Here is a 5,254-nt window from a genome sequence, read left to right on the forward strand (position 1 = left end):
CCGCAGCGCGACCATCACGCCGCTACCGTGGTCGACTTTTGCACCGCCGTTCCCAGCAGGTTCCAGGGCGCACCTGTATGCTTCCGGCGATAGTAGTGGAAGCGCTTCGAGAAGGTCTCCGAGAGCTTCTTCCTCGCCGCCGACCGCTTGACCTTCGGAAAGAGACGACCGGGACCGGCGCGGCGAGCAAGCTCCGGGAGGCCGACGGCTTCGAGGTTGGAGTGGAGGGGAACCCGGCGAAGGGACGGCTCGTTCTTCGCCGTCTGGCTGCTGGGATCGGAAATCTGGACATGGATCCAGCCCTCGACGATGTCTGTGCCCTTGAGCTGGAGAATCTCCTCTGCCCGCATGCCCGTGTGCGCTGCGATCAGCGGTGCCCAGAAGAGCGCGTCGTCGGGCTCCCTCGGTCCGTTCGCGAAGATCGGTGTCCGGAAGAGCCTCTCCGACTCTTGCGGCGTCCACCCCGTGCGCTTGTTGCGGACCTCGCGACGTGTCCGGCTGGCGAGTTCGGAAGCGTCGGGGATGACCAGCCGCATCGGGTTCGAGGCGACTTCGTTGAGCGCCACGCCCCAGTCGAGAATCGCCGCGATCGCGCGCGCGTGACGAACGATCGTCGCGGTCTTCAGCCTGGGGATGCGCCTGGCGGCCGCCGCGTCCTCGATGACGCCCTCGGGCGCGTTCGCCCTGCGCAGTTCCGCCTTGATGGTCTCGACCTTGACCAACTCCTCGGCGTCGGCCTCCTGGATTGCCCGGCGCATCCCGATGCGTTCCTTGCCCTTGCCGTGCTTCTGCGGCACCCGCGCGAGGTCGGAGACGAAGTCGGCGCAGACCTGCTCCGACAAGGCCTCGCCGCCGAGATAGTCGACGAAGAGGGCGATCGACCCCAGGAAGTTGCCCGACTGCCCCTGCACGAAGGCCCGGCCGGCACCCTCGTCCCTCGGCTCGATCCTGCGCCTGCAGGGAAATCCTTCCGTCCGCGCCCGGACGTAGCGGTTCGCGAGGTCCTTGAACGAGGCCGCCGCGCGCGCCACCACCTCCCGGGTCGCCGGGTCGATGCCCTTGCGCTTGCAAGCGTCGTGGTAGGCCTCGGTCATCGCGTCCATGCCGGACTGCATTGCCCAGAAGTGCTCGATGACCTCGTCGGCGTCGGGCTTGCCGTACCAGCCGCGCGCCTCGGCCTCCGCCTCGAGCGCGGCGCGGAACGCGGGATCGTCGAGCGGGTCGAGCGCCTGGCGCCGCGCGGCGGCGTCGAGCTCGATCTCTGCGGCGGCCTTCGCCTTCACCGGTCGGTTGGTCATCGCAATCCGGTCCATCGCCTCGATCCAGGCGCGGACCGTCGCCGGCGTCGGTCCGAGCGGCAACGCGACGGCGACGCGGGCCGCGCGCCTGCGCGCCTCGACGCGGTCCTGCGTCCTGAGGGAAACCTCTAACCGCCGGCCGGTTGCCGCGACCTTAACGCGCATCCAGAACACGGCTCCGCGCTGCGAGAGTCGCACGCCGTGGGACAGACGGTGGGACATTCCGTGGGACACTCCCGAAATCTGCTCGCAAGCCATTGATTTCATTGGAGTGGCTGGGGCGGGAGGATTCGAACCTCCGGTACACGGTACCAAAAACCGTTGCCTTACCGCTTGGCCACGCCCCAAGCGAGGCTGGTTCTATTGGCGGGCCACTGCGATCACAAGCTCAAACCGAAAGGGGGTGGGCCTTCGCGAGGCGGTCGAACGCCATCAGATCCGTGACGAGCGTCGGCATCCGCGCGAGATCGATCATGTTCGGGCCGTCGGAGGGGGCGCGGTCGGGGTCCTCATGGGTTTCGATGAAGACCGCCGCCACCCCGAGCGCCACCGCCGCCCGCGCCATCACCGGGGCGAACTCGCGCTGCCCGCCCGAGGAGGTGCCCTGCCCGCCTGGCTGCTGGACGGAATGGGTCGCGTCCATCACCACCGGATAGCCGGTGCGCGCCATGATCGGCAGGCTGCGCATGTCGGCGACGAGCGTGTTGTAGCCGAAGCTCACGCCACGCTCACAGAGCAGGATGCGCCCGTTGCCGGTGGAAGCGATCTTGGCCGCCACGTTGGCCATGTCCCAGGGCGCGAGGAACTGGCCCTTCTTCACGTTGATCGCCGCCCCGGTGCGGCCGGCGGCGAGCAGGAGGTCGGTCTGCCGCGACAGGAAGGCCGGGATCTGCAGCACGTCCACCGCCTGCGCCACCGGCGCGCAATGGTCGGGCAGATGCACGTCGGTCAGCACCGGGCAGCCGATCCGCGCCTTCACCTCGGCGAGGATGCGCAGCCCTTCCTCCATGCCAACGCCGCGGCGGGCCGAGACCGAGGTGCGGTTCGCCTTGTCGAAGGAGCTCTTGAAGACGAATCCCGCCCCGACGGCGGAACAGGTGCGGGCGAGCGTCTCGGCGATCGTCAGCGCGTGGTCGAGCGTCTCGAGCTGGCAGGGGCCCGCGATCAGCGTCAGGGGCCGGTCGTTCGCGATCTCGATCTCTCCCACCCGCACCCTTATGGCCTCGGCCATGCGTTCCTCCGTTACCCACGGGGCTTGACCCCGGTCGCCATCCTCGGTTGGTTCGGTGCCAAAGCAAAGGGGGAAGCGATGCTGGAGGGACTGTGCGGCAGGGGCGTGCTCGTCACCGGGGCGAGCGTCGGCACCGCCGCGGTCGCCTTCGCCTCGCGGGCGACTGCGCCGGACCGATCGTCCTTCTCGCCTCGCACATGAGCCGTTACGTCACGGGGCAGATCCTGCACGGCAACGGCGGCCAGTACATGCCCTGATCCGGGAGAAGTCGGGATGGACGTTCGCATTGACGGCAAGGTGCTCCTCGTGACGGGAGGGACGCAAGGCGTGGGGCTCGCGATCGCGGAGGAAGCTGCCCGCTCGGGGGCGGCCGGCATTCTGCTGACCGGCCGCGACGAGGCGAAGGGCGCGGAATCGGTGCGGCGGATCAAGGCCTTGGGCGGGCGGGCGGTCTTCGTCGCGGCGGACATGGGTGACGCCGCAGCCCCGCCGCGCCTCGTCGAGGCGGCGGCCGATGCCTTCGGGCAGGTCGATCTCCTCGCGAATGCGGCCGGCATGACGACGCGCGGCACCGTGCTCGAAAGCGATGCGGTCTATTTCGACCGGATGCTCGCGATCAACACCCGCGGCCCGACGCTGCTGATGCGGGAGCTCATCCGCCATCTGCGCGGCCGCGGTGCGCCGGGGGCGATCGTCAACATCCTGTCGATCAACGTTCATGGCGGGACGCCCGCGCTCTCGATCTATTCGGCGAGCAAGGCGGCGCTCGCCCTTCTCACCCGCAATACCGCCTATGCCCATCGCTGGGACCGGATCCGGGTGAACGGCATCAACCTCGGCTGGACGGACACGCCGGGGGAGCGCGAGATGCAGGCGGAGATGCTGGGGCTTGGCGAGAAGTGGCTGGCGGAGGCGGAGGCGAAGATGCCGTTCGGGCGGCTGGTCAAGCCGGAAGACGTGGGGCGGCTGGCGCTCTTCTTCCTGAGCGACGCCTCGCTGCCGATGACAGGGGCGCTGGTCGATCAGGACCAGGAGTATTTTCCCGGGGTGCGGGAATAGGCTCCGGCGGAACCGTTCCACGGCAAAGGTTTATGGCGATTCGTTCGATCTGGAATGCGGCTGGAAAAAGGCTGGAAAGCGTATTGCGACAAAAAGAGTCGGGATTGATTCGTTAACGAAGGGGTGCGTCACTCGGGGACGTTGTCGATGCCCGACCCGCCCCAGGGGTGGCAGCGGAGGATGCGGCGGAGGGCGAGCCAGCCGCCGCGGAGCGCGCCGTGACGTTCGAGCGCCTCGAGGGCATAGGCTGAGCAGGTGGGCTGGAAGCGACAGTTGTGGCCGACGCGCGGCGAGAAGACCAGGCGGTAGCCCCGGACCGGAAGGGCGAGGAGGCGGGCGGCGGGGGTCATCGCGCGTCCTCGAACGGATCGGCGGGGGCGTCGTCGGGCCGCCAGCCGAAGAGCGCCCAGGTGCGGGCCATGTGTTCGGGAAGCTCGGCGGTGAGCGTCAGCCGCTCGCCCGAGATCGGATGCGTCAGCGTCAGCGAGCGGGCGTGCAGGTGGAGCTTGCGGCTCACGCCGCCGCCGAGCTGGGCGCCCCAGCCTTCGCCGAGATTCTCCTGGCGGTTGCCGCCGTACTTGCCGTCGCCGACGATCGGATGGCCGATCGCGGCCATATGCGCGCGGAGCTGGTGGGTCCGCCCGGTGACCGGCATCAGGGCGACCCAGGCGGCGCGGGTCGCGGCGGCGTCGATCACCCGGTAGTCGGTGACGGCGCGCTTCGCGCCCTCCGTGGACGGAACCTCGGCGGGCGGGACGCAGAGCATCTTCTCGCCCTCGCCACCCGCCCCGTGGCCGGGCGCCTTCACGAGGCCGAAGCGGACGGTGCCGGCGCGGGGAGAGGGAGCGCCGGCGACGGCGGCCCAGTAGATCTTGCGGGTCGCGCGCGCCTGGAACGCCCGCGCCAGCCCGGCCGCGGCGTGCGGCGTCCGGGCGAGCAGCAGGAGGCCCGAGGTGTCGCGGTCGAGCCGGTGCACGAGGCGCGGCTTGTCGGGGCGGCCGAACCTGAGCGCATCGGCGAGCGCGTCCACATGGCGGTGGCCCTGGCCCGAGCCGCCCTGCACCGGCAGACCCGGCGGCTTGTTGAGGGCGATGATGTCGTCGTCGCGCCAGATGACGCAGCCGCGGATCAAGGCCGCGTCGGCCTCGGAGATGGCCGGCGGGGCGGTCGGGATCGGCGCGTCGACGGCCATGGGCGGCAGGCGAACGACCTGCCCTGCGCCGAGGCGGGTCGCCGGCTTCACCCGGCCGCCGTCCACGCGGATCTCGCCCTTGCGGCACATCCGCTCGATGCGGCCCTGGGGCACCTGCGGGTAGCGGCGGCGGAGCCACCGGTCCAGGCGCTGGTCGGCCTCCTCGACATCGACGATGATCTGCTGGATGCCGCTCATGCGGCTCAGAAGGCCCCGGCACCTGCCGTTGTCAAGACGCGGAGCGGTCGAGCCGGAGGTCCGTGGCGACCACGCGGGCCGGCAGGAAGCGGAGGTTGGCCGGGACGGGCGCCTCGGGCGCGCAGTCGGCATCGGCGCCGGGCTCGAAGCCGCTGACCGTCCAGGTGAGGAAGCGCCGGGCCGGCACCGCACGGAAGGCGAGCACCCGGATGGCGCAGTGACGCGAGTCGGTCAGGATGCGCGCCGCGAGCTTCAGGACCTCGTCGCAGCGACCTT

Annotated in this window: 7 protein-coding genes and 1 tRNA gene; 2 read left to right on the forward strand and 6 right to left on the reverse strand. The window is 70.3% G+C overall.

Features of this window, described 5'->3' with window-relative positions:
• Nucleotides 1-14: 14 nt before the first annotated feature.
• From Q0112_RS00390 to kdsA, 3 genes are all read right to left on the reverse strand, one after another.
• Complete coding sequence (locus tag Q0112_RS00390) at nucleotides 15-1,463, reverse strand: hypothetical protein (RefSeq protein WP_297970081.1); 1,449 nt, start codon at nucleotides 1,461-1,463, stop codon at nucleotides 15-17.
• Between the two features lie 107 nt (nucleotides 1,464-1,570).
• Nucleotides 1,571-1,645: transfer RNA gene (locus tag Q0112_RS00395), tRNA-Gln, on the reverse strand.
• A 41-nt stretch (nucleotides 1,646-1,686) separates the two neighbouring features.
• Nucleotides 1,687-2,529: a 3-deoxy-8-phosphooctulonate synthase gene (gene kdsA, locus Q0112_RS00400; protein WP_297970082.1), complete on the reverse strand. Its 843-nt coding sequence runs from the start codon at nucleotides 2,527-2,529 to the stop codon at nucleotides 1,687-1,689.
• Nucleotides 2,530-2,607: 78 nt separating this feature from the next.
• Between kdsA and Q0112_RS00405 the strand changes: the two genes are divergently transcribed.
• Together Q0112_RS00405 and Q0112_RS00410 are read left to right on the forward strand one after the other, a co-directional pair.
• Nucleotides 2,608-2,730 (forward strand): hypothetical protein, encoded by a 123-nt coding sequence (locus tag Q0112_RS00405; protein WP_297970083.1) that lies wholly within the window; start codon nucleotides 2,608-2,610, stop codon nucleotides 2,728-2,730.
• A 72-nt stretch (nucleotides 2,731-2,802) separates the two neighbouring features.
• On the forward strand, nucleotides 2,803-3,588 hold the full coding sequence (locus Q0112_RS00410; RefSeq protein WP_297970084.1) for an SDR family oxidoreductase: 786 nt from the start codon (nucleotides 2,803-2,805) through the stop codon (nucleotides 3,586-3,588).
• Nucleotides 3,589-3,716: 128 nt separating this feature from the next.
• Here the strand turns inward: Q0112_RS00410 and yidD are convergent, their stop codons facing one another.
• The 3 genes from yidD to Q0112_RS00425 form a co-directional block, all read right to left on the reverse strand.
• The gene (yidD, locus tag Q0112_RS00415) at nucleotides 3,717-3,938 is read right to left on the reverse strand and encodes a membrane protein insertion efficiency factor YidD (RefSeq protein ID WP_297970085.1); all 222 of its coding nucleotides are present in this window, start codon (nucleotides 3,936-3,938) and stop codon (nucleotides 3,717-3,719) included.
• Nucleotides 3,935-4,978 (reverse strand): RluA family pseudouridine synthase, encoded by a 1,044-nt coding sequence (locus Q0112_RS00420; RefSeq protein ID WP_297970086.1) that lies wholly within the window; start codon nucleotides 4,976-4,978, stop codon nucleotides 3,935-3,937. The genes yidD and Q0112_RS00420 overlap by 4 nt, the downstream gene beginning before the upstream one ends.
• A 31-nt stretch (nucleotides 4,979-5,009) precedes the next feature.
• Nucleotides 5,010-5,254, reverse strand: a 245-nt coding sequence (locus tag Q0112_RS00425) for a BLUF domain-containing protein (RefSeq protein WP_297970087.1), incomplete at its 5' end; no start/stop codon positions are given.

The organism is uncultured Amaricoccus sp. (assembly GCF_937858865.1).
Classification (GTDB): Bacteria; Pseudomonadota; Alphaproteobacteria; order Rhodobacterales; family Rhodobacteraceae; genus Amaricoccus.